The sequence below is a fragment of the Croceicoccus bisphenolivorans genome (assembly GCF_001634625.1).
Lineage (GTDB): Bacteria > Pseudomonadota > Alphaproteobacteria > Sphingomonadales > Sphingomonadaceae > Croceicoccus > Croceicoccus bisphenolivorans.
Genome location: NZ_LRSE01000001.1, coordinates 120,409 through 141,451, shown reverse-complemented (window position 1 = coordinate 141,451; position 21,043 = coordinate 120,409). Strand labels below are relative to the sequence as shown.

Below are 21,043 nucleotides of genomic sequence, written 5' to 3'. Positions count from 1 at the left end.
CGGTTGCGCCCTGCGGATCGGCCTTCTCGCGCCCGGATGACAAGATGCCGCGCAGGAATGCTCCTGAACTTAATGTCAGTCCGGCGGGGCTTGTGCCTTCAATCCGGCGGCTATACAGCCATGCGTCCGGCGGATCGCATCCGTCAGGAGGTTATTGTGCTGCCAGACCGGACGAACGGATGGCAGGTTACACGCTGAAGGGGAATTCGGACGACCATGGCTAAGATCGACAACATGAAGGCCGCCCGCGGAACTTATGAAGGTTTCATCCAGATGACGAAGTGGGGCACGATCGTTTGCGCGATCATCGCCGCCATCGTCGTCATGATAATCGCCTGATACGGCTTTCGAACCAGTGGAGGGGAACGAAGGACCGGTCATTGCGGTCATAGCCGAACGCGCCGAGGGTGAGACCCGCGTCGCAGCGATTCCGGAAACGGTAAAGAAGCTGACCAAGCTTGGCGCGCGCCTGCGCGTCGAGTCCGGGGCTGGGGTAAAGGCATCGGTGTCGGACGCCGAATATGCCGATGCCGGCGCCGAAGTCGGCGACCGCGCGGCAACGCTGAACGGCGCGGACTGGGTGCTGGCCGTGCAGGCGCCGGAGGTCTTGAACCTTGGCGGAGCGAAGGCCGGCGCGAAAGTCGCTGCCATATTCGACCCGTTCCGCGAAAAGGCGAAAGTCGAGGCCTATGCCGCCGCCGGGTTCGAGGCGATGGCGATGGAGTTCATGCCGCGCATCACGCGTGCGCAGTCGATGGACGTCCTGTCATCCCAGTCGAACCTTGCCGGATACAAGGCGGTTTTGGTTGCCGCGAACCTTTACGGCCGCGCCTTCCCGATGATGATGACCGCTGCGGGCACGATTACCGCGGCGAAGGCCTTCGTCATGGGTGTCGGCGTTGCGGGGCTTCAGGCTATCGCCACGGCTCGCCGTCTTGGCGCGCAGGTCTCTGCGACCGACGTGCGCTCGGCGACGAAGGAGCAGATCCAGTCGCTTGGCGCCAAGCCGATCTTCGTCGAGAGCGTCGCGGGGATCGAGGGTGAGGGCAGCGGCGGCTATGCCACCGAGATGAGCGAGGAATACCAGAAGGCGCAGGCCGAACTGGTGTCCAGCCACATCGCCAAGCAGGACATCGTCATCACCACCGCGCTGATTCCGGGCCGGCCCGCGCCGCGCCTGATATCGGACACGCAGATCGCCACGATGCGGGCAGGCTCGGTCATCTTCGACCTTGCCGTGGCGCAAGGCGGCAATGTCGAGGGTTCGGTGCCCGATCAGGTGGTTGAAAAGCACGGCGTGAAGATCGTCGGCTATTCCAATACCCCGGCGCACCTGCCGGCGGACGCTTCGGCGCTGCTGGCCCGCAACTTCTTCAACTTCCTTTCCGCCTTCTGGGACGGGGAGAAGAACGAGGTCGTCCTAGACGAGGAAATCGGCGACGCCATCCGCCTGACGCAAGGCGGCAAGGTCGTGAACGAACGGCTGCTGGGCTGAGGGGGCCGCACCATGGATTTCGTAGCAATTCTTTCCATCTTCGTGATGGCCTGTTTCGTCGGCTATTACGTCGTCTGGTCGGTCACGCCGGCGCTGCACACGCCGCTGATGGCGGTGACCAACGCGATTTCGTCGGTCATCATCGTCGGCGCGCTGATCGCGGCCGCCAACGCCGGAAGCCCTGCTGCCAAGTGGCTGGGCCTGATCGGCATCGTGCTGGCCAGCGTCAACATCTTCGGCGGCTTTGCCGTCACCGAACGCATGCTGGCAATGTACAAGAAGAAGGAGCGTCCTGCTCCCAAGGCGGAGGGTAAGTGATGCTCTCTTCCGTTCTCGCCGTCGCTGCCGACACTGCCCACGCGGTGAACCCTTGGGTGGCCTTTGCCTATCTTGTCGCGGGCGTGTGCTTCATCCTCGCGCTGCGCGGGCTGTCGCACCCCACCACTTCACGGCAGGGCAACCGTTACGGCATGGTCGGCATGCTGATCGCTGTCGTCACCACGCTGGTCACGCATGACATCGCCAGCCTGCCAGAAATCCTGATCGCGATCGCCATAGGCGGTGCCATCGGCTTTGTCACCGCGCGCAAGATCGCGATGACGGACATGCCGCAGCTTGTCGCCGCGTTCCACTCCCTTGTCGGCATGGCCGCGGTGCTGGTGGGCTGGGCAGCCTACCTCAATCCCGGTGCATTCGGCATTCTCGTACCCGGTACGCTCGACATGGGCGGCGGGCTTGGCGTGGGCGAACAGATGGTCATCTCTCCCGTCAGCCGGGTCGAGATGGGGCTGGGCATCGCCATCGGTGCGATCACGTTCTCCGGCTCGGTCATCGCGTTCCTGAAGCTTGCCGGCAAGATGAGCGGCGCGCCGATCATGCTGCCGGGGCGGCATGTGATCAACCTGGGGACATTGGCCGCGATCCTGCTGCTGACCGCGTATTTCACGCAGGACCAGTCGCTGTGGATCATCGCCGCGGTCACCGTACTCGCCTTCATCATCGGCTTCCTGCTGATCATCCCGATCGGCGGCGCGGACATGCCGGTCGTCGTCTCAATGCTCAACTCGTACTCGGGCTGGGCGGCAGCGGCGATGGGCTTTACCCTGCACAACACCGCGATGATCATCACCGGTGCGCTGGTCGGCGCATCGGGTGCGATCCTGTCGTACATCATGTGCAAGGCGATGAACCGCGGGTTCCTCTCGGTCATCGCAGGCGGCTTCGGCGGCGATTCGGGTGGCGGCGGCGCCGGTGCCGCCAAGACCGACCGTCCGTGGAAGCGCGGCAGCGCCGAAGACGCGGCGTTCATGATGAGCCAGGCCGAACAGGTCATCATCATCCCCGGCTATGGCATGGCCGTGGCGCAGGCACAGCACGTGCTTCGCGAGATGACCGACCTGCTGAAGGAAAAGGGCGTTACCGTGAAGTTCGCGATCCACCCGGTCGCGGGCCGCATGCCCGGCCACATGAACGTGCTGCTGGCCGAAGCGAGCGTCCCTTACGACGATGTCTTCGAGCTTGAGGACATCAACGGCGAGTTCGCGCAGACCGACGTGGCTTTCATCATCGGCGCGAACGACGTGGTGAACCCCGCGGCAAAGACCGACAAGTCCAGCCCGATTTACGGCATGCCCGTGTTCGACGTGGACAAGGCAAAGCAGGTCTTCTTCATCAAGCGTTCGATGGGCGGAGTGGGCTATGCCGGCGTCGACAACGACGTGTTCTACATGGACCAGACGATGATGCTGCTATCTGACGCCAAGAAGATGGTCGAGGAGATCAACAAGGCATTGGCCGACTGACGCATTCCATCGGCGAGCGGTGGCATCTCTGAGAGACGCCGCTCGTCGGATGGTTTCAGAAGATGCTAAATGGCATTGCGCCTCGTGCTGAGAGGCGTAGTCTTCCTGCCGTTCCCGCGGGACCGGGAACGCCAAGGGAGATTAGGGTCATGCAAAAAACGGGACTGATCGTCGCGGCGCTTGCGGGCGTCAGCGCATTCGCCATGCCGGCTGCCGCGCAAGGACAGCGCGGGGACGTCATCGCCAACCAGTACATCTGTTTCTTCCATCCGGAGGCCGTGCCAAGGGGCCTTGCACGCGTGGCGGCCGAAGGTGCAGCGCGCCCCAATGGCGGGCGGGTCATGCATGTCTACACGACGGCGGCTCGCGGCTTTTCGGTCTATGCGTCCGAACGCGGCGTCCAGCAGATGGTTGCGAAGAATCCCGGGATCGAACGCTGCAAGGCCGATCGCGTCGTGGATCTCGGCCCGTCGCCGACAAAAGGGCCGCCGTTTGGCGGAACGCCGACACCCACGCCCACTTCGGAAGTGCGCTGGGATATCACGCGTGTGAACGGGGGTGTCGACATGAGCACGAAGACCGCGTGGATCATCGACACCGGGGTCGATCTCGACCACCCGGATCTGGTCGTGGATACCGGACGCAGTGTCAACTTCGTGTCCAAGGGTAAGGACACCGGGCCGGATGACCTTAATGGCCACGGCACCCACGTCGCAGGGACGATCGCGGCCAAAAAGAACGGCAAGGGCATGGCTGGTGTTGCTCCCGGGTCCACGGTCGTCGCCGTCCGCGTGCTGGACCGCAATGGCAGCGGATCATGGTCCGACGTTCTGGCCGGCATCGATTATGTCGCGAAGAATGCCGCTGCAGGCGACGTTGCGAACATGAGCCTTGGCGGCGGTGCCGACAGTGATATCGACAACGCGGTCATCAATGCATCGAACGGTATCGACGCGAATGGCAACGATCTGAACAAGCATGTGTTCTTCACGCTTGCGGCCGGTAACGAAAGCGACGACGCGAACAATCATTCACCGGCACGCGCCAACGGGCCGTACATCTACACGATCAGCGCGATCGATGTGGACGACAAGTGGGCCTACTTCTCCAACTATGGCAATCCGCCGATCGATTTCGCGGAGCCGGGCTATTCGATCTACTCCACGTACAAGGATGGCGGCTATGCCACGCTGTCCGGCACGTCGATGGCTGCGCCGCACGCGGCGGGCATCCTGATGCTGGGGCCGATCAAGTCCGGCGGCACAGTTGCGGACGATCCCGATACCAACAAGGATATCATCGGCGTTCACTGACCGTTAGGCCCACTGGGGCGATGAAAGGAGCGGCGTGTCGCTGGACGCGCCGCCCTTTTTTTACCTAGAGTGTGCAACTGCGAACGACAGCAAGGGAATCGGACATTTGCGTAAACTGGGCCTGATCGGTGGAATGAGCTGGGTTTCCACCCGCGGCTATTACGAAGACATCAATCGTATCGTGCAAAAGGCAAAGGGGCCGCAGTCTTCGGCGCCGCTCCTGATAGAAAGTCTCGATTTCGCGCCGCTTTATCGCCTTTCCACTCGCGAGGACTGGGACAAGGCGGCCAAGGCGATCGGCGAATCGGCAAATAGGCTGGAAACGGCGGGTGCGGAAGCGATCGTGATCGCGGCCAATTCCATGCATTGCATTGTCGACCGCGTGGCCGAGGCGATCTCGATCCCGATCCTGCATATCGCCGATTGCGTGGCCGATGCGATGATCGACGCAGGCGCGAAGAAGGCCGCGATTCTTGGCACCCGCAATGTCATGCTGGAGGAATTCTATCGCCGCCGCCTGCTGGCGCGCGATATCGAACTGCTGCCGCCCCAGATGGACATCGTGGAGACGATAGACCGTATCGTTTACGAGGAGGTGATGCTGGGCAAGGTGCGCCGGCAGAGCGAGCGGGAACTGCGCACGATCATCACCAACCTTGAAAAGGACGGAGCGGAGGCGGTCGTGCTGGCCTGCACCGAACTGAACCTCATCGTCCACACCGATGCCAACGTGCTTCCCATTTTTGACGGGGCAGAGATACACGCCGTGGCCGCCGCCCGCTGGATATTGGGCGAAGGATAGGCGTCCGGCGGCTTTTTTCGGGCCTATCCCCTCTTCAAACCGCGCTTCGTTTCTGGCAGGGCCACGGCCATGGAAACGCTGGATACGGCTGTGCGCAGAGATGAGGGGACCGGCCGGGCAGGTTATGCCTGCGATCCGTCGCTAAGCCGCGGACGCGAATTCGGCGAACCGGGTGGCGGTGTACGCGGCCCGCGCAGCGCTTTCCAGCGGGACCGGGACCGCGTGATCCATTCGATTGCGTTCCGCCGTATGAAGCACAAGGCGCAGGTCTTTGTCGCGCCCTATGGCGACCATTACCGCACCCGCCTGACGCACAGCCTGGAAGTCGCGCAAGTCGGCCGCGTCATCGCCCGATCGCTTGGATTGGACGAGGATCTGACCGAGGCGCTGTGCCTGGCCCACGACATCGGCCACGCCCCCTTCGGCCATGCCGGAGAGGACGCGCTGGACGCTGCGCTGACGGGGCAGGGCGGGTTCGACCACAATGCCCATACCCTGCGCGTGCTGATGCGGCTGGAAAGCCCCTATTGCACGCATGACGGGCTGAACCTGTCATGGGAAATGTTGGAGGGGCTGGCCAAGCACAACGGGCCTGTTGCCGCAGACGAACTTTTGCCCTGGGCGCTGGAGGAACTGGACCGCGCGTTCCCCTTCGATCTCGGCCGCTGGCCAAGCATAGAGGCGCAAGTTGCCGCGGTTGCCGACGACATCGCCTACGACAATCACGATATCGAGGATGGCCTGCGCGCTGGCTTCATCGAGTTGGACCAGCTCCTCGCCATGGACTTCATCGCCGACCAGTGGCGCGCCATCGAACGCCGCTTTCCCGGCACGCCGCGAGACAGGCTGCAGCGCGAACTGGTGCGCAGCCAGATCGGCTGGATGGTGAACGACGTGATTGCCGAAACGAAGGGCCGCATCGCAAGCGAGGGCGTGGAAACGGCGCAGGACGTACGCCGCGCGGACATGGCGCTGTCCGGCTTTTCGCGCGGGGTGCAGCAGGCCGAGCGCGTGCTGAAGCGCTTCATGTACGACAATGTCTATTACCATCCGGCGCAGAAGCGGACGGCCCAGCTGGCGGTCGAACTGCTGCAGAAACTGCACGGAGCCTATGCTGCCGATCCCGCCCTGCTTCCCGATGACTGGCAGTCGGCCCTGCCGCAGGGGGAGCCGGAGCGTGCGCGGCATATCGCCGATTTCATCGCCGGCATGACAGACCGTTATGCCATCCGCCAGTACACGCAGATCTTCGGCCCGCCGCCAGAGGAACTCAGCAATGTCTGATGCACGGTCGACGCGCATGGTGCTGATCGGCGCGACCGGCCTTGTCGGCATGAGTCTGATCGGCGAAGCCCGCGACTTTCCCCACATTCGCCTGAGCGCGCTGTCCCGGCGCGAGGCTCCTCTGCCCGATGGCGCGCGTATGGAAATGATCATTGCCGAACCGTCCAACTGGCCCGGCGCAATCGCGGACATGAAGCCCGACGTGCTGGCCTGTGCGCTGGGCACGACATGGAAGCAGGCGGGCAAGGACGAACAGGCGTTCCGCGCGGTGGATTACGGCCTTGTCCTGCAATGCGCGAAGGCGGCAGCCCATGCGGGCACGCGCCAGATGGTCACGGTAAGCTCCGTCGGTGCCGATCCCCATGCCAAGGCGTTCTACCTGCGTGTAAAGGGCGAGGTGGAGGAGGCTTTGAAGAAGCTCGACTTCGAACGCGTCGATATCCTTCGGCCCGGCCTGCTGCGCGGTCACCGCGATGGCGAGCGGCGCAGTGGCGAGCGGTTCGCGATTTTGGCATCGCCGGTAACGGACTTGCTGCTGCACGGCCAGTACCGCCGTTTCCGGTCGGTGAAGGCGACGGACGTGGCGCGCGCCATGCTCGCGCTTTCGGGGCAGAAGGCGGAAGGTCGCTTCGTGCATGACAACGACGCGATCTGGCGCGCGCCGGTGATGGCCCGCGCCAAACGCGGGATTGTCCCCGCCGCAGCCAGCTTCGCCGATTGACTTCGCAGGCGCACACAGACACAGGTTTCGCACGTCGCTGACCGCGCGGGAGAGAGCAGGTGATTCGCCACGGGCGTATCGCAGGCCGCCGAAGGAGCAACCGCCCCGGAAACTCTCAGGCACAAAGGACCGTGCCGGTCGATAGCGACACTCTGGAAAGAGCCTCCCTCATGTGGTGGCCGCCGAAGGGGTAACCTCGCGCCTTTTTTGGGAACGGGGGAAAGCTCTCAGGTTTCCGTGACAGAGGGGGCCGCAAGGGTTGCGCGTCTGCAGCCCCTGAGGCCGACTTTTGCGTACGGAGTGCCGAACTTGAGCGATACCGAATCCGAAATTCCCGAAGTGTCGGACATGCTGCCGCTCGATGCGTGGCACCGGACACACGGTGCGCGCATGGTGCCGTTTGCGGGCTATGCGATGCCGATCCAGTATGAGGGCATCATTGCCGAACATACCTGGACACGCGAAAACGCAGGGCTTTTCGATGTTTCCCACATGGGGCAGCTGGAAGTAAGCGGCGAGGGCGCGGCCGAGGCGCTGGAGGCCCTGATGCCGGGGGATTTCTCGGCGCTGAAGTCGGGCCGCATCCGTTATACCCTGCTTCTCGACGAACATGGCGGCATCCTCGACGACTTGATGGTCACCAATCGTGGCGACGCGTACTACCTCGTCGTCAATGGCGCGACGAAGTGGGACGATATCGGGCATTTGCGCGAATTCCTGCCGGATGAAATCACGCTGACCCACCTTGATGAGTATGCGCTGCTCGCGCTGCAGGGACCGAAGGCGGCAGATGCGCTGGCAAAGCTGGGCCTGACGCCGGCGTTTCCCGATATGACCGAACTGACCGATCTTGGCTTCATGCAGGCGGGGCCGTTCATGTGGGGGGAAGTGCCCTTGGGCGTCAGCCGTTCCGGCTACACCGGCGAGGATGGTTTCGAGATATCGGTTCGCGCCGAAGATGTCGTCGCGCTGGCCGACGCGCTTTGCGCGCTGGACGAGGTGAAGCCCATCGGGCTTGGCGCGCGCGATTCGCTGCGGCTTGAGGCGGGTCTGCCGCTTTATGGCCACGACATCACGGAAGACACAGATCCGGTCAGCGCCGATCTCGGCTTTGCGATCAGCAAGCGCCGGCGCGAGGAGGGCGGTTTTCCCGCCGCCGAACGTATCCTTGGCCTGCTGGCAAACGGCGCGGACACGAAGCGTGTCGGCATGACGATCGAGGGCCGCATGGCCGCGCGCGAAGGTGCCGCGATCTTTGCAGGCAACGAACAGGTAGGGCAGGTCACCAGCGGCGGCTTCGCGCCAAGCGTGGGCGGCCCCATCGCTATGGGCTACGTCGAAGTGGAATATACCGCGCCCGGCACGAAGCTGCAGATCGAGGTCCGCAGCAAGATGCTGGACGCGACCGTGACCGACATGCCCTTTGTTCCCCATCGTTACTTTCGCAAGAAAAAGGCCTGATCCGACATGACGACCTATTTCACCAAGGACCACGAATGGATTTCGGTCGACGGCCCGATGGGCACCGTCGGCATCACCGATTACGCGCAGGAACAGCTTGGCGACATCACGTTCGTCGAGCTTCCGGGCGAAGGCGACAGCGTTTCGAAGGGCGATTCCGTGTCGGTCGTCGATTCGGTAAAGGCTGCTTCGGACGTCTACACCCCGGTTTCGGGCGAAGTGCGCGAAGCCAATGGCGCGTTGGCCGATGAACCGGAACTGGTGAACACCAAGCCTGAAAGCGACGGCTGGCTGTTCAAGGTACTGCTGTCGGACGCTTCCGAACTGGAAGGCCTGATGGACGAGGCCGCCTACAAGGCATACGTCGACAGCCTCTGATGGCCGTGACCGGCACCCCGCAGGCATGGGATGCCAAAGCGTACGGGACGACGGGTTCGTTCGTTCCGGCGCTAGGGCAGGCCGTGCTCGACCTGTTGGGGCCGAGGGAAGGGGAACGTATCCTCGACCTCGGCTGCGGCGACGGGGTGCTGACCGCGCGGATTGCGCAAAGCGGAGCCGAAGTGCTCGGCTATGACGCCGATGCGGGCTTGCTGGATGGCGCGCGCGCGCGCGGGCTGACCGTGCGGCAGGGCGACGGACAGGCGCTCGATTACGATGGCGAATTCGATGCCGTCTTCTCGAACGCGGCGCTGCACTGGATGCCCGATCATCCGGCGGTCTATGCGGGTGTCTATCGCGCGCTGAAGCCCGGTGGGCGCTTTGCCTGCGAATGCGGCGGCTTCGGCAATATCGCCGCCATCCGCACCGCGATCCGCGCTGTGGCCGAAAGGCACGGTCAGGACCCGGTCGACCGCCAGAACTATCCCAGCGTGGTCCGCGCCAGTCGCGAACTCGAAGCGGCCGGTTTCCGCGTCGATGCCATCGCCCTTGTGCCGCGCCCAACGCCTCTGGCCGATGGCATGGCCGCGTGGCTCAATACTTTCCGCCACGGTTTCTTCGATCAGCAGGACGGCGAGGCGATGATCGCCGAGACCGTCCGCCTGCTCGCCCCGCAATTGCAGGACCCGGACGGCAACTGGACTGCCTATTACGTTCGCCTGCGTTTCCTCGCCTTCAAGGACTGAGCCAGCGAAAATGCGATATCTCCCTCTCACTCCCACCGACCGCAGCGAGATGCTGGCCACGATCGGCGCCGACACGGTCGATGACCTGTTCCGCGATGTGCCCGAAGGCGTCCTCAACGCCGAGATCGCAGGGCTGCCCGCCCACGCCAGCGAAATGGCGGTGGAGCGGCACATGAAGAAGCTGGCGGCCAAAAACCTGTCGGCGGCTGACGCTCCCTTCTTTCTGGGCGCGGGTGCCTATCGCCACCATGTCCCTGCCAGCGTCGATCACCTGATCCAGCGGGGCGAGTTCCTGACCGCCTACACGCCCTATCAGCCCGAAATTGCGCAAGGCACGCTGCAGGTCCTGTTCGAGTTCCAGACGCAGGTCGCGCGCCTGTTCGGCACCGATATCGCCAATGCCTCGATGTACGATGGGTCGACCGCGTGCTGGGAAGCGATCGCGATGGCCGCGCGCATCACGCGCCGCGACGGCGTGGTGATCGGCCCGATCCACCCGCACTACCTGTCGACCGCGAAGACGATGGCGAAGTTCACCAAGGACGAGATCCGCGAGCTTTCGCCCGCGCTGATCGCCGATGCCGGTGACGACGCGATGATCGACATGATCGATGACAAGACCTCGTGCGTCGTCGTCCAGTATCCCGATATCCTTGGCCGTATCCCCGATCTGGCGAAAATTGCCGACGCCGCGCACGGCAAGGGCGCGCTGCTGGTCGCCGTCGTGACCGAGCCGGTCGCGCTGGGCCTGCTCGAAAGCCCCGGTTCGCTCGGCGCGGACATCGTCGTGGGCGAGGGGCAGTCGCTGGGCGTCGGGCTCAACTTCGGCGGGCCGTACCTCGGCTTGTTCGGTGCTCGTGAAAAGTACACGCGCCAGATGCCGGGCCGCCTGTGCGGTGAGACCGTGGACGCCGACGGCAAGCGCGGTTTCGTGCTGACGCTCTCTACCCGCGAGCAGCATATCCGCCGCGAAAAGGCGACAAGCAACATCTGCACGAACTCCGGCCTCTGCGCGTTGGCGTTCTCGATCCACATGACGCTGCTGGGCGGTGAAGGGCTCGACAAGCTGTCGCGCATCAACCACGCCCGCGCAGTCAAGGCAGCAGGCAAGCTGGCCGCGATCGACGGGGTCGAACTGGTCAACGAGGGCGGGTTCTTTAACGAGTTCACACTGCGCCTTGTCGGCCATGACGCACGCGAAGTTGCGCTGCGCATGGCGAAGCGCGGCATCCTGTCGGGCGTGGCCTTGAGCCGCCTCTATCCCGACTCGCTCGACTTGTCCGAAGGGCTGGTCGTCTGCGTCACTGAAACCTGTAGCGACGAGGATGTCGACGCCCTCGTTGCCGCTCTTGCGGAGGAACTCGCATGAACGCCCCGAACAAGAGTGGATGGAAGCCCGAGATGGGCGAAGCTGGCGCCGGCCCCGTAGCCAGGACCGCAAGCGGCGATGCAGGCCTTGCGCTGGAAGAGGCGTTGATCTTCGAACTGGGCGGTACCGGAAAGTGTGGCGTCGATTTCGACGAGGAGCCGGGCGATGTAAGCCCCGCGCTGGCAAAGTTCGCGCGCAAGGCACCGGTCGATCTTCCCGCGCTGACCGAACCGGAAGCGGTGCGCCATTACACGCGCCTGTCGCGTCAGAACTATGCGATTGACCTCGGCCCGTTCCCGCTGGGTTCGTGCACGATGAAGCACAACCCGCGTCTGAACGAGGCGATGGCCCGTCTGCCCGGTTTTGCCGATATCCACCCGCTCCAGCCGATGGACACGGTGCAGGGCGCCTACGAAGTGATCGAGCAGCTGGCCGACTGGCTTTGCAAGCTGACCGGTATGGAAGCTGTCGCGATGAGCCCGAAGGCGGGCGCGCATGGCGAGCTTTGCGGCATCCTTGCGATCCGCGCCGCGCTGGAAGCACGGGGCGATGCTCGCGAGGTGATCCTCGTCCCCGAATCCGCGCATGGCACCAATCCGGCAACGGCGGCATTCGCTGGCTACAGGGTCGAGAACATTCCGGCGACGAAGGACGGTCGTGTCGATCTTCAGGCGCTGAAGGACCGGCTTGGTCCCGACGTTGCGGGCGTGATGATCACGAACCCCAACACCTGCGGCCTGTTCGAACGCGACATGAAAGCCATTTCCGACGCGGTCCATGCCGTGGGCGGGCTGGTGTATTGCGACGGTGCGAACTTCAACGCCATCGTCGGCAAAGTGCGCCCCGGCGACCTTGGCGTCGATGCGATGCATATCAACCTGCACAAGACGTTCTCCACCCCGCACGGCGGCGGCGGTCCGGGTTCGGGACCGGTCGTCCTGTCCGAACTGCTCGCGCCATTCGCGCCGATCCCCTTCGTCCGCCGCGATGAAAAGGGCCGTTTGCGCATGGTGGAAGAGCGCGGTGCGAAGGATCACCTGCCGCAGACCTTTGGCCGCATGACCGCGTTCCACGGTCAGATGGGCATGTTTACCCGCGCGCTGACCTACATGCTCAGCCACGGCGTCGACGGCCTTCGCCAGGTGGCGGAAGACGCGGTGCTGAACGCGAACTATGTCCTGCGCAGCCTTGAAGGCGATCTCGACGCGCCGTTCGGCGAAGCCGGTCCGTGCATGCACGAGGCTTTGTTCAGCGACGAGAACCTGCCCGAGGGCTTCTCCACGCTCGACATCGCGAAGGGCCTGATCGACGAGGGTTTCCACCCGATGACGGTCTATTTCCCGCTCGTCGTTCACGGCGCGATGCTGGTCGAACCGACCGAGACCGAGAGCAAGGCCGGGCTCGACCGATTCATCGCTTCGATGAAGAGCCTGACGGCCCGCGCCAAGGCCGAGGACGAAAGCCTGAAGAGCGCGCCGCACTACGCGCCGCGCCGCCGGCTCGACGAAACGCGCGCTGCGCGCAAGCCGGTACTGACTTACAAGGGTGAAGGCGTGCCGCCCGGCACACCTTCGCTTTCGGAGATCGGTGGTAGCTGACAGCATTTGCCGCGATCTGCGAGGCTTGGCATAAGCCGCGCGAAGAGGAGCGGAACTTGATTCAGCGGATTACGAACCTGTTTGCGGTGTGGACCGTGCTGGGCGTTGCCTGGGCATGGTTCTCTCCGGCCGATTTCGCGTGGGTAATCAATGGCACGATCCGTCCGCTCGGTCAGCCGCTGATCCCGGTCATGCTTGGCGTGATCATGCTGGGCATGGGACTGACGTTGACGGTGGACGATTTTCGCCGCGTGGCGAAAATGCCGCGTGCGGTGATCGCGGGCGTGGTGCTGCAGTTTACCGTCATGCCGCTGTCCGGCGCGGTGCTGGCGGGGCTGTTCGGGCTGGCCAACGGCCTTGCGGTCGGCATCATTCTCGTCGCTTGTTGCCCCGGCGGTACGGCGAGCAATGTCATCGCCTATATGGCGCGGGCCAATGTCGCGCTTTCGGTTTCCATGACGATGGCTTCCACGCTTGCCGCGATCGTCCTGACGCCGCTTCTCACCGGTTGGCTGGCGGGCGTCTATATCGAAATCGATCGCTGGAACCTGTTCGTCGACATGGTTTTGGTGGTGATGGTGCCCGTGGTTCTGGGCGTTGCCATGGCACGTTATCTGCCGCGCCTGACGCGCACGATCGTGCCGGTCGCGCCGATCGTCTCCATCGTATTCGTCGTGCTGATCGTGGCGGCCATCGTCGCCAGTTCGAAACCGCTGATCGAGGCAAACGCGGGCGTGCTTCTCGTCGCCCTGTTCGCATTGCATGCCCTGGGTTTCGCGCTGGGCTGGCTGATCGCCCGTATCCTCGGCTTTGCGCGCGATGACGTGCGCACGATCTCGATCGAGGTTGGGATGCAGAATTCCGGCCTTGGCGCCAGCCTTGCCTCTACTCCCGCTTTCGCGCGGCAGTTCGTCGATCCGATGCAGGCGGCTCTTGCGCCAGTGCCTGCCGCGATTTCGGCGGTCTATCACGTCGTTATCGGCAGCCTGCTGGCCGCGTTCTGGCGACGGGAGGCCACACCGCGATTTTTCGACAAGGTAGTACCCGCATCATGAGCCTGTTCAGCATCGACGAGGATAGTGCCAAGGTGCGCTTTCCGCCCCCGCTGGTTTTCATCGGCTTCCTGCTGATCGGGTGGCTTGTCGACGATCTGTTCGGCCTGAACCCCGCGATACCGGCCATGCTTCGCTGGTTGCTCGGCGCTGTCGCCATCGTTTCGGGCCTCGCGGTGATCGCGATGGCGCTGCTGCGGTTCCGGCAGTCGGGCAATCCGCCGGAGCCGTGGAAGCGCGACACCGCTTTCGTGGCAGAGGGTATCTATCGCCTGTCGCGAAATCCGATGTATCTGGGCATGGCGCTGCTGGCCTTCGGCATCGCGGTTGCCACGAACAGTTTGGGTAGTCTGTTGACCTTGCCGCTGTCGATCATTGCCATCCAGACGCAGGTCATCCGCCGGGAAGAAGCCTATCTGTCGCGCACATTCGGGCAGGCATACGAGGATTATTGCAACAGTGTCCGACGCTGGATCTGATCCCCAACCTTTCGAACTCGCCGCTTCGGCGGAGAGGCAGCATGCTCCCGCAACCTTGCGCAATCGGGAGCCGATTGCCGAACAGCTGCGCACGATCCTGCCCGACCGTGGCCTGATCCTCGAAATCGCGAGTGGGAGCGGGGAGCACGCCGTCTATCTTGCGGGTCAGTTTCCGACGCTGGACTGGCGGCCGACCGACATGTCCGATGCAGCGCTTGCATCCATCGCTGCATGGCGTGCTGAAAATGGCCGATCCAACGTGTTGCCGCCCCTGCGGTTGGATCTGACCGACACCGATTGGCCTGTCGGCCAAGCCGACGCGATCTTCTGTGCGAACATGACGCACATAGCGCCCTGGGAGGCGACAGAGGGTTTGTTCGGAGGGGCGGGGCGTGTGCTTGCGCGGGGCTGTCCGATGGTCATCTATGGTCCGTTTATTGAGGCCGATGTCCCGACCTCACCGTCGAACCTTGCTTTCGATGAGAACCTGAAAGCGCGAAACCGGCTGTGGGGTCTGCGCGATGTTGCCGCTCTCGACGATCTTGCTCTGGCCAACGGGCTGTCCCGGCAAGCGCGGGTCGCCATGCCCGCGAATAACCTGCTGCTGGTCTATCGCCGGAAATAGAAAAGGGCCTGCCGAAACGCTCCGGCAGGCCCCTTTTTAACTTGGTGGATCAGCGATCAGCCGTTGATCGCTTCGTCACCGGCTTCACCGACCGATTCCACGTCCTGGCCAAGGCCCTTGACGGTGTTGCAAGCAGCGGCGGAAAGAGCGAGGCTGCCGAGCGCGGCGGCCATGACAATGCGACGGATCATGGGCACTTCCTTTCGATAACAATTTGCCCACAAGAACGCCCGTCACCGGAACCGGTTCCGTCACACCATCGCTCGCGATGCGTTTTCCTTGGCCAGAACCCGCTCGCGCCACACGATAATCGCCCCGGCCGCAATGATTAGCGGTGCCCCCAACCAGAGTGTGAACGGCGGGAACGCGCCGAACACGAACCAGCCGTAAAACGTTGCCCATAGCAGCATGGAATAATCCATGACGATGACGCTGGACACGCTGCCCAGGCGGAGCGAAACGGTGATCATGATCTGGCTGACCGTACCCGTCAGCCCGATGCTCAGCAGGATCAGCCAATCGACCGCACCGAGATCCCACGAAGTGAAGAAACTGGCCATGAGCAGTACCGGGCTGGAAAATATCGCGAACCAGGTGACAATGGCGATCGGATCCTCGGTCTGGGACAGGTCGCGAATCTGGATCGAGATCAGCGCCACCATGAACGCAGCGCAGATGCCCACCGCTGTGCCCAACGGCGATATGGCGAACTCGAACGGGTTCATCACAACCAGAATTCCCAGAAAGCCGATGAAAGTGGCCGTCCAGCGCCATAGGCCGACGTGCTCTCGCAAAACCGCGAAGGCCAGTACGACCGCGAACAGCGGCGTCGTGAAGCCGAACGTGGCCGCAACTGCGAGCGGCAGGAGCATGGGAGAGGCGAAGTTGAACACCATCCCGATCGTGCCGGCAAGTGCGCGGCTTGCATGGCTTTTGAGGCGTTTGGTTCGCATGGCCCCAAGATTGCCGCGCATCGCCATCCAGCCGAGCAGGATCGGTATCGTCACCGCCTGCCTGACGAAAAGCATCTGTGGCAGGTCGACGTTTCGTTCGCTCGCCAACTTGATCAGCATGACCATGGTGGCCCACCCCAGAACGGCAAACAGCCGCACGATCAGGGCCAGGCCGGGCCGCTGTCGCGGCTTGTCGGTATGGGGAATTGTGCTTTGCGGCATAGGCGGCCTATGGGCCTTACCGTCACCCCGCATCAAGCGTTAAGACATGGTGAGGCGATTCTACCGGACATGATGGAACTGTTCGACAGCAATGCCGCGTTCTGGGCGGCTCTGGCCGGCACGGCCCTTGCCATTGCCGCCATCGCCCTGCTCGGCGACTTTCGCCGTGCACGCCGGGCGCAGGCCGATGCTGTCGGTTGCATGCCGTGGACGCCGATCTTCCTTACCGCATTGTTCGCGGCGGGAATTGCCGGATTCTTTGCGCTGATGGCGTGGCTCTCCCCCGTTTGAGCGGGGGAGAGATACTTTAGAGGCAAGCCTGCAGGTAAGCCTTGTCGAAACCGAACTGGCGCGCCTTTTCGAGGGTGTAGGGGCGCAGGCCCGACGGACGGTGTTCGCCGATTATCATGCCATCGTCACCTTCGGACAAGTATTCGTAGCTGAACAGTTCCTGCGTGATAATGACGTCGCCTTCCATGCCGATCACTTCGGTGATGTTGGTGGTGCGGCGCGAACCGTCGCGAAGGCGCTTCACCTGAACGATCAGGTCTACCGAGTCGGCGATCTGCTTCGAAATCGCTTCCTTCGGGATCTTGATGTCGCCCATCAGGATCATGTTTTCCATACGGCCCAGGCATTCGCGCGGGCTGTTGGCGTGAAGCGTACACATCGAACCGTCGTGGCCGGTGTTCATGGCGGCAAGAAGGTCGAAACATTCCGCGCCGCGAATTTCGCCCAGGATGATGCGGTCAGGGCGCATACGCAGGGCGTTCTTCACAAGATCGCCGATGGTGATCGCGCCCTGGCCTTCAAGGTTCGGGGGGCGGGTTTCCAGCGGCAGCCAGTGCGGCTGTTGCAGGCGAAGTTCGGCCGCATCTTCGATCGTCAGCACGCGCTCACCCGGATCGATCATTTTCGACAGGGCGTTGAGCATCGTCGTCTTACCCGAACCGGTACCGCCCGATATGACGATGTTCATCCGGCTTGCGCCCGCGATCTTCAGGCAGGTCGCCATCTTGTCGCTCATCGACCCGAAGTCGCGAAGCATGTCGATGGTGATCGGCTTTTCGGAGAACTTACGAATCGAGATCGCCGTGCCCTTGAGGCTGAGCGGCGGGACGATCACGTTCACACGCGAACCGTCTTTCAAACGGGCGTCGGCCAGCGGCGTGGTCTGGTCGACGCGGCGGCCGACCTGGTTCACGATGCGCTGCGCGATCTGGAAGAGGTGGCTTTCGTCGCGGAACTTGATCTTGGCAAGTTCCAGCTTGCCCTTGCGTTCGATGTAGGTCTGGTTCGGACCGTTGACCATGATGTCGGTCACGTCGGCATCGCCAAGCAGCTCTTCCAGCGGGCCGAAGCCCAGCAGTTCGTCGACCAGCACCTTTTCCAGCGCGAACTGTTCACGCCGGTTCAGCGTGATCTTCAGTTCTGCCAGAACCTCCAGGATGATCGGGCGAAATTCCTCGGACAGTTCGTCCTTGGTCAGCGTTGCCGCGGCCTCGGGATCGACCCGTTCGAGCAGCCGCGGCAGCACCTGTTCCTTGATGCGATGGACGCTGGCCTCGAACCCTTCGACCACAGCTTCGCCAGAATGGTGGGCCGTGGCGCGTTCCGCCAGCTTGGCGAGCGCCTCGTCCTCGGGGCTACTGACGTTGATCGGCGGCGCCGGAAAGTGATCGTCGTCCATCGGCGGCGGCATAGGCGGCTGCGTACGCAGCGGTTCCGCCCCCTTCATGGGCCGGGCGACGCCGAAAGCAGGGCGCGATTGCCCCGATCCACTCATACCATTGCGACGGCCGAATGCGTTCATCAGAAACTCCGCTTTGTCTCGACGCCCGACAGGCATCTTGAGGCAATCGGCATCTTTGTGGCGGAATTTGGTGAATAAGTCGTAAAAGGCTGATTGGTCAGCATACCATGTTCAGATTGCAGTTCTTCAATTTCGGGGTTTTTTCAGTCGAGCGATGGTGTCAGCTGAAAGTCGATCGCTGGCTTGGGTCAACTGCCTCACCAGTCTTGGCGCGATTGCGCGGACCAATACCTTTGGCCTGAGGATCGTGTATTTGAACAAGGTGCTGATTTGTTCGGTTACTGTCAGGGTGGGCAATCGAGATTGCCCAAAGGTTCCGATCACATCGTCGACGCAGCGATCTATGGCGAACCTTCCAGCATTCTTTTGTCGCAGGATAATTGCTTGCTCTGCGGCGTTGGCGTAGCCGTCGACAATCTCTTTCGCCAAATCTTGCGCATTGCGCCGCCGGGGATCTGATCTGCCCGAAAAGTTACTATCTTCGTGCTTTCGAAACCCTTCGACATCAATGAAGCCCGGACCACCGAACCGGTCGTAAATGAAAACCGGTATTGATTGGGCTAGACAATACTGGACGGTTTTGCCGATAGTGACGACAGTGTCGAAGGAAATCAGCGTTTCGTGGTCGATTGGAATATATCGATATCCGTGACCAAAGATCGTCACTTTAACACCCATTTCTTCCATTATGGGTACAAGGTTTAACAACTCAGCTGGGGGATGATTCGATACAATGGCCAGATTTTCGAGTTTTTCAGGCAAGTCCAACCGGACTTTTTCTAAAAATGCTGTGGGAATGAAGTTCGGCATGATGTCTATGTCATCACGGTGACTGCGCCGTGCAGCAATATCCCGCGTTTCCAGAGAGTTGGCCACCAGTCGAAGTGTATCTTGCGTGAGAGGATATGGAATAGGCGGAACCCGCTCAATCTTTTGTTGCATGGAAAGCAGGCCGTGAATGTGTCGCTTAGCTCGAGTTCGCAATATCGCGTGGACCCAGGCGAAGATCGTATCGTGATGGGTCCAAACTAGATCGTAATTTTCTTTGCCGACTTCACTGGGACCAATGACTCTCGAGCCCAATTTTTCGATTTCGCTTGTCATTGGGTTGCCTTGCTCAAGCGCGAGGAAAGTCACGTTTGCACCTTGAGATGCAAAATAGGACCCGAGCTGGAGGCAGTGTATCTCACTGCCAGTCAACTCCTTCATGGAGTGTGCCGCCAGCAGGACGCGCAGACCTGGGAACTTCATCAGGTGACGGCCCTCTTCAAACAGCACTGCGCGATTTTTGACTAATGCCGAAAATCGTCGGATCGACCTGCAACTTCGCTGACACAGCCGCCAGCATAGCAAGATTCCAAACGATGATCCCTCCAGCCATCGATAGGCACGCCCCGATTGCCCCATGCGTGGGAACCAGAAAATAGGCAAGCCCAGCATTAGTGATCAATCCGGCACATTGACCGGCAAGTGCAAGCTTTGAATGCCCGGTCATTGTGAGGAGAGCGCCTACCGGGCCGCAGCATGCATTCAAAACTTGGGCCGCTACGACAACCCAGATTATGCCGCTTACTGTTACGAATTCGCGGCCGAAAACCGCCATCAATTGTTTACTCATGACAAGGACGGCCAGCCCGAAAAGAATTGTTAACCCGGCAGTCGTTCGTGAGAATTTCGTTGTAAGATTCTGGATTCTGTCTCGGTCACCGCCCCTCCACAATTCCGCAACTCGAGGAGCGTAGGCCATACTGGTGGCTTCTACAGCCAAAAGCATGAGAGGGGCGATGCGGGCCACAGGCTGGAAAAGACCCGTCTCTTCTGATCCTGCAAGCCATCCCAGCATTAGAGTGTTGATTTCACCTTGTAGAACTGCAGCAAAAGCTAGTCCGAGCAAGGGGAGAGACTGATGGAAGTCTGGCTTGAATTTGGGTTCTGACTTCGGAAGCGGATCGATAACCTTGAATTTTATGGTTGCAAACGCGATTAAAGCTGCAAGACTATAAGAAAAAAGCGACGCTGTAAGGAAAGAATGCTCACTTACGGATACGCCAGTGAAGTACAAAAGGGCTATGGAAGTGATGACCAAAAGTGGCCTGCATATCTCCCCAGGTATCTGGGCCAAGGGTACACTTTTGAATCCTTGAGCCCAGCCCCGAAACAGGTACAGAAAGGCAAGCGGTATTGTGAGTAGGGCGCCTACGGTCAAATTCGTGTTGTTGCGTTGCGACAGTATTAGAAAAAATCCGATCGCGCCCGTAATTGATAGCCACAACGTAATTCTGAACCCAGTCGTTAGGTGGGAACTAAGTTCCGAATAGTCGCTTTTCAACAGTCGACTGGGAATCTCTTTGACGGCAAGGGCCGCAAATCCGAACGTGGAAAGAACGGCCATGAGCTGCGCAACGGAAATCACCCAAGCGACCGCGCCGTATCCCCTCGGACCTAGCAGTCGCGCAGTGGCCACGGAGAGTGCAAACACTATTGCAATGCTGAAAAGCCTTAGCAGTAAACTCAACATGCTAAGCTGGGCAATTGGACCGGACTGCAGTTGCCGGGCTGCTCTCACCAATCGCATCACTGGCGAGGTTCCGATCTTCGCGTCTTTGAGATCACTGCAGGCTTCCTCAGTTGCTGAAGACTTGATTGAAGTTCGTTATCGGCTTTGTCGAGGCGTTCGGGATTGCGTGGTGATGGTTGTGAAGGTCTGATGTCAGTGTCTGTATACCGTTATCGGCAGGTTCGGTTAATAAATCCAGAAGGGAGCCTTTCCCGACCTTGGTTATAGCAGGGGTTCATCTTGAGTATGGTGGGGCGAACGACTTGTCGCCGGTAACGGAAGCGGGCAATAGATCGCGCGATGCGAAAAACATGCCCCGACATTTCGTCGACCGATAATTCGTGCAAAGTGCGGAGCGACCGTCGTCGCATTG

Annotated in this window: 22 protein-coding genes and 2 riboswitches; of the genes, 17 read left to right on the top strand and 5 right to left on the bottom strand. The window is 61.7% G+C overall.

What is annotated here, in order from left to right; translation table 11 throughout:
• Nucleotides 1-216 precede the first annotated feature (216 nt).
• The 16 genes from A7A77_RS00705 (at nt 217) to A7A77_RS00630 (ending at nt 15,125) form a co-directional block, all read left to right on the top strand.
• Nucleotides 217-339, top strand: coding sequence for an aa3-type cytochrome c oxidase subunit IV (locus A7A77_RS00705; RefSeq protein ID WP_066552188.1), 123 nt, complete (start codon nt 217-219; stop codon nt 337-339).
• 16 nt (nt 340-355) lie between these two features.
• Nucleotides 356-1,495, top strand: coding sequence for an NAD(P) transhydrogenase subunit alpha (locus tag A7A77_RS00700; RefSeq protein WP_245638336.1), 1,140 nt, complete (start codon nt 356-358; stop codon nt 1,493-1,495).
• A 12-nt stretch (nt 1,496-1,507) separates the two neighbouring features.
• On the top strand, nt 1,508-1,813 hold the full coding sequence (locus tag A7A77_RS00695) for an NAD(P) transhydrogenase subunit alpha part 2 (RefSeq protein WP_066552187.1): 306 nt from the start codon (nt 1,508-1,510) through the stop codon (nt 1,811-1,813).
• On the top strand, nt 1,813-3,297 hold the full coding sequence (locus tag A7A77_RS00690) for an NAD(P)(+) transhydrogenase (Re/Si-specific) subunit beta (protein ID WP_066552185.1): 1,485 nt from the start codon (nt 1,813-1,815) through the stop codon (nt 3,295-3,297). The genes A7A77_RS00695 and A7A77_RS00690 overlap by 1 nt, the downstream gene beginning before the upstream one ends.
• 149 nt (nt 3,298-3,446) lie before the next feature.
• Entirely contained in the window at nt 3,447-4,610 is a 1,164-nt protein-coding gene (locus tag A7A77_RS00685; RefSeq protein WP_066552182.1) for a S8 family serine peptidase, read from the top strand.
• 106 nt (nt 4,611-4,716) lie between these two features.
• Entirely contained in the window at nt 4,717-5,412 is a 696-nt protein-coding gene (locus A7A77_RS00680) for an aspartate/glutamate racemase family protein (RefSeq protein WP_066552524.1), read from the top strand.
• Between the two features lie 69 nt (nt 5,413-5,481).
• A complete protein-coding gene (locus A7A77_RS00675; RefSeq protein WP_066552180.1) occupies nt 5,482-6,696 on the top strand; it encodes a deoxyguanosinetriphosphate triphosphohydrolase in 1,215 nt (404 codons plus the stop codon).
• Nucleotides 6,689-7,417: an NAD(P)H-binding protein gene (locus A7A77_RS00670; RefSeq protein WP_066552178.1), complete on the top strand. Its 729-nt coding sequence runs from the start codon at nt 6,689-6,691 to the stop codon at nt 7,415-7,417. The genes A7A77_RS00675 and A7A77_RS00670 overlap by 8 nt, the downstream gene beginning before the upstream one ends.
• Nucleotides 7,418-7,453: 36 nt before the next feature.
• A riboswitch (glycine riboswitch) is annotated at nt 7,454-7,559 on the top strand.
• Nucleotides 7,560-7,671, top strand: a riboswitch (glycine riboswitch). It abuts the riboswitch before it with no gap.
• A 94-nt stretch (nt 7,672-7,765) separates the two neighbouring features.
• Nucleotides 7,766-8,878, top strand: coding sequence for a glycine cleavage system aminomethyltransferase GcvT (gene gcvT / locus A7A77_RS00665; protein ID WP_066552522.1), 1,113 nt, complete (start codon nt 7,766-7,768; stop codon nt 8,876-8,878).
• 6 nt (nt 8,879-8,884) lie between these two features.
• Nucleotides 8,885-9,256, top strand: coding sequence for a glycine cleavage system protein GcvH (gcvH, locus tag A7A77_RS00660; protein ID WP_066552176.1), 372 nt, complete (start codon nt 8,885-8,887; stop codon nt 9,254-9,256).
• The gene (locus A7A77_RS00655) at nt 9,256-10,002 is read left to right on the top strand and encodes a class I SAM-dependent methyltransferase (protein WP_066552174.1); all 747 of its coding nucleotides are present in this window, start codon (nt 9,256-9,258) and stop codon (nt 10,000-10,002) included. The genes gcvH and A7A77_RS00655 overlap by 1 nt, the downstream gene beginning before the upstream one ends.
• 10 nt (nt 10,003-10,012) lie before the next feature.
• Complete coding sequence (gcvPA, locus tag A7A77_RS00650) at nt 10,013-11,371, top strand: aminomethyl-transferring glycine dehydrogenase subunit GcvPA (protein WP_066552173.1); 1,359 nt, start codon at nt 10,013-10,015, stop codon at nt 11,369-11,371.
• Entirely contained in the window at nt 11,368-12,969 is a 1,602-nt protein-coding gene (gcvPB, locus tag A7A77_RS00645; RefSeq protein ID WP_066552172.1) for an aminomethyl-transferring glycine dehydrogenase subunit GcvPB, read from the top strand. The genes gcvPA and gcvPB overlap by 4 nt, the downstream gene beginning before the upstream one ends.
• 56 nt (nt 12,970-13,025) lie before the next feature.
• The gene (locus tag A7A77_RS00640; protein ID WP_082835797.1) at nt 13,026-14,024 is read left to right on the top strand and encodes a bile acid:sodium symporter family protein; all 999 of its coding nucleotides are present in this window, start codon (nt 13,026-13,028) and stop codon (nt 14,022-14,024) included.
• The gene (locus A7A77_RS00635) at nt 14,021-14,500 is read left to right on the top strand and encodes a methyltransferase family protein (protein WP_066552169.1); all 480 of its coding nucleotides are present in this window, start codon (nt 14,021-14,023) and stop codon (nt 14,498-14,500) included. The genes A7A77_RS00640 and A7A77_RS00635 overlap by 4 nt, the downstream gene beginning before the upstream one ends.
• Nucleotides 14,481-15,125, top strand: a complete 645-nt coding sequence (locus tag A7A77_RS00630) for a DUF938 domain-containing protein (RefSeq protein WP_066552166.1) — start codon at nt 14,481-14,483, stop codon at nt 15,123-15,125. The genes A7A77_RS00635 and A7A77_RS00630 overlap by 20 nt, the downstream gene beginning before the upstream one ends.
• A 56-nt stretch (nt 15,126-15,181) precedes the next feature.
• Here the strand turns inward: A7A77_RS00630 and A7A77_RS00625 are convergent, their stop codons facing one another.
• A complete protein-coding gene (locus tag A7A77_RS00625) occupies nt 15,182-15,298 on the bottom strand; it encodes an entericidin A/B family lipoprotein (protein ID WP_425388532.1) in 117 nt (38 codons plus the stop codon).
• Between the two features lie 78 nt (nt 15,299-15,376).
• On the bottom strand, nt 15,377-16,300 hold the full coding sequence (locus A7A77_RS00620; protein WP_066552158.1) for a DMT family transporter: 924 nt from the start codon (nt 16,298-16,300) through the stop codon (nt 15,377-15,379).
• Between the two features lie 69 nt (nt 16,301-16,369).
• On the opposite strand from A7A77_RS00620, the gene A7A77_RS00615 reads away from it, so the two are divergent.
• A complete protein-coding gene (locus tag A7A77_RS00615) occupies nt 16,370-16,591 on the top strand; it encodes a hypothetical protein (protein ID WP_066552156.1) in 222 nt (73 codons plus the stop codon).
• 16 nt (nt 16,592-16,607) lie between these two features.
• Here A7A77_RS00615 and A7A77_RS00610 read toward each other — a convergent pair whose 3' ends face one another.
• From A7A77_RS00610 to A7A77_RS00600, 3 genes are all read right to left on the bottom strand, one after another.
• On the bottom strand, nt 16,608-18,113 hold the full coding sequence (locus A7A77_RS00610) for a TadA family conjugal transfer-associated ATPase (protein WP_066552154.1): 1,506 nt from the start codon (nt 18,111-18,113) through the stop codon (nt 16,608-16,610).
• 126 nt (nt 18,114-18,239) lie between these two features.
• Nucleotides 18,240-19,364, bottom strand: coding sequence for a glycosyltransferase family 4 protein (locus tag A7A77_RS00605; RefSeq protein ID WP_156500284.1), 1,125 nt, complete (start codon nt 19,362-19,364; stop codon nt 18,240-18,242).
• 16 nt (nt 19,365-19,380) lie between these two features.
• Nucleotides 19,381-20,631 carry an oligosaccharide flippase family protein gene (locus A7A77_RS00600; RefSeq protein ID WP_066552150.1) on the bottom strand — a complete coding sequence of 417 codons (1,251 nt, stop codon included), beginning with the start codon at nt 20,629-20,631 and terminating at the stop codon, nt 19,381-19,383.
• Nucleotides 20,632-21,043: the final 412 nt, after the last annotated feature.